The organism is Bradyrhizobium genomosp. III (assembly GCF_000261705.1).
Lineage (GTDB): Bacteria > Pseudomonadota > Alphaproteobacteria > Rhizobiales > Xanthobacteraceae > Bradyrhizobium > Bradyrhizobium ottawaense.
Genome location: NZ_AJQF01000375.1, coordinates 1 through 2129 on the forward strand (window position 1 = coordinate 1; position 2129 = coordinate 2129).

2 protein-coding genes are annotated in these 2129 nt (G+C 65.4%); one reads left to right on the top strand and one right to left on the bottom strand.

All coding sequences use genetic code 11. The features are described from left to right. Window positions 1-594 precede the first annotated feature (594 nt). Complete coding sequence (locus IC66_RS0130385) at window positions 595-1380, bottom strand: SDR family NAD(P)-dependent oxidoreductase (protein ID WP_038950189.1); 786 nt, start codon at window positions 1378-1380, stop codon at window positions 595-597. Between the two features lie 134 nt (window positions 1381-1514). Between IC66_RS0130385 and IC66_RS0130390 the strand changes: the two genes are divergently transcribed. Beyond that, on the top strand, window positions 1515-2129 hold a 615-nt coding region (locus IC66_RS0130390), incomplete at its 3' end, for a histidine phosphatase family protein (RefSeq protein WP_049806673.1).

Here is a 2129-nt window from a genome sequence, read left to right on the forward strand (position 1 = left end):
CGTAAGAACGCTGCAGCGCGTCCGGGACACGAGAGTGGGGGGCGTTGCTACTTCACTCGCCGTCATTGCGAGCGCAGCGAAGCAATCCAGAGTCCTTCCGCAGCGACAGTTTGGATTGCTTCGCTACGCTCGCAATGACGATGTTGATGCAGTTGCGCGCCAAACGCTGCTCTCGTGCCCCGGACGCTGCGCAGCGCCTCTTCGGCGGTGCGCTGCAGAGCCGGGGCCCACGTATCAGCACGTGCTGCGGCTTCCTGGGTCCCGGCTCTGCGCAGCAGCGTAAGAACGCTGCAGCGCGTCCGGGACACGAGAGTGGGGGGCGTTGCTACTTCACTCGCCGTCATTGCGAGCGCAGCGAAGCAATCCAGAGTCCTTCCGCAGCGACAGTTTGGATTGCTTCGCTACGCTCGCAATGACGATGTTGATGCAGTTGCGCGCCAAACGCTGCTCTCGTGCCCCGGACGCTGCGCAGCGCCTCTTCGGCGGTGCGCTGCAGAGCCGGGGCCCATGCATCAGCGAGCCGTGCGGTCTCGGCTGGGTCCCGGCTCTGCGCAGCAACGCTTCGCGTTGCAGCGCGTCCGGGACACGCGAGAGTTAAACCGGCTTGCCCGTATACGGCATCGACGCGGTGAGGCCGCCGTCGACCGGGAACGCCTGGCCGTTCACATACGAGGCTTCGTCGCTGGCCAGGAACAGGCCCATCGCCGCGAGCTCGTGCGGTTGGCCGGGGCGCTTGAGCGGATTGAGCTGGCCGATCTTGTCCTGGGTGCCGCGCTCCTTGGCGCGGTCGAAGATCGGTTTTGTCATGCCGGTCTCGATCAGGCCCGGGCACACCGCGTTGATGCGCACGCCGGTTCCGGTGAGCGAATACGCCGTGGTCTGCACCAGGCTGATCACGCCGGCCTTGCTCGCGGCATAGGGATGCCCGCTGGCGCCGGCCTTGAGGCCTGCGACGGACGCGGTCAGCACGATCGCGCCGGACTGCTGCTTCACCATATGCGGCATCGCATGCTTCACCGCGAGGAACGGCCCGATCAGATTGACGCGCAACACCTCCTGCCAATGCTCGACGGTTTGCTCGCCGAGCGGGACGAGGCCGCCGCTGACGCCGGCATTGGCCCAGATCACGTCGAGCCGGCCATGGGTCTGCACCGCGTTGTCGATCACGGCGATGACGTCCGTCTCGGAGCCCGCGTCGGCGATCATGGCTTCCGCGATGCCGCCGGCCTTCTTCACCTCGTCGACGGTCTCCTTCACCGCCTCGGTGCGATCGACCGCGATCAGCTTGGCGCCTTCCCGGGTGAACAGCAGCGCGGCGGCGCGACCGATGCCGCTGCCGGCGCCGGTGATGATGACGGATTTGCCTTGCAGGCGGCCCATGCGTTTCTCCCTGTGGTGCCTCGTGCGACGCTTGCCGCGCGACGGAATTTCAAACAAGATTTCAAACGGTAAAGTGTCTTGAGACACGTTCACACCTGACGTACAGCGACATCAAACGGGATGGAAGGGTTTCGATGGCAGGCGCAGACAAGCCCAATGTGGTCATGACACGGTGGTGGTGGGTCCGTCACGCGCCGGTGCGCAACGACGGCGGCAACATCTACGGACAAAGCGACATCGCCTGCGACACCAGCGATACCTATGTGTTCAACGCTGTTGCCAAGGTGCTGCCACGCACGGCGGTCTGGTATTCGAGCAATCTGGTGCGCACGCACCAGACCGCGGAAGCGATCTGGGCGGCCGGCTTCCCAAGGCCTGCGTCGATGAAATGGGAAGCGGACCTTGCCGAGCAAAATCTCGGCCGATGGCAGGGCATGAACCGCGCCCAGTTCATCGCCAGCCGCCCCGTGGGCACGAGCTGGTTTGCCGACATCAACGAGCCCGCGCCCGGCGGCGAGAGCTTCATGGATCTCTACAACCGCACGCGCCGCACCATAGAGCGGATCAACGCCGAGGCGGCAGGCCAGGACATCATCGCGGTCGCGCATGGCGGCACCATCAAGGCGGCGCTGGGGCTCGCGCTCGACGGCCAGCCGGAGCGGGGATTGTCGTTCGACATCGACAATTGCTCGGTGACGCGATTGGATTATTTCGCAACTCCCGAGCGCAAGGTCTGGCGGCTGCCGATG

Excerpts from the sequence above, each read along its gene's own strand:
- IC66_RS0130385 (WP_038950189.1), bottom strand. The coding sequence starts at position 1,380 with ATGGGCCGCCTGCAAGGCAAATCCGTCATCATCACCGGCGCCGGCAGC.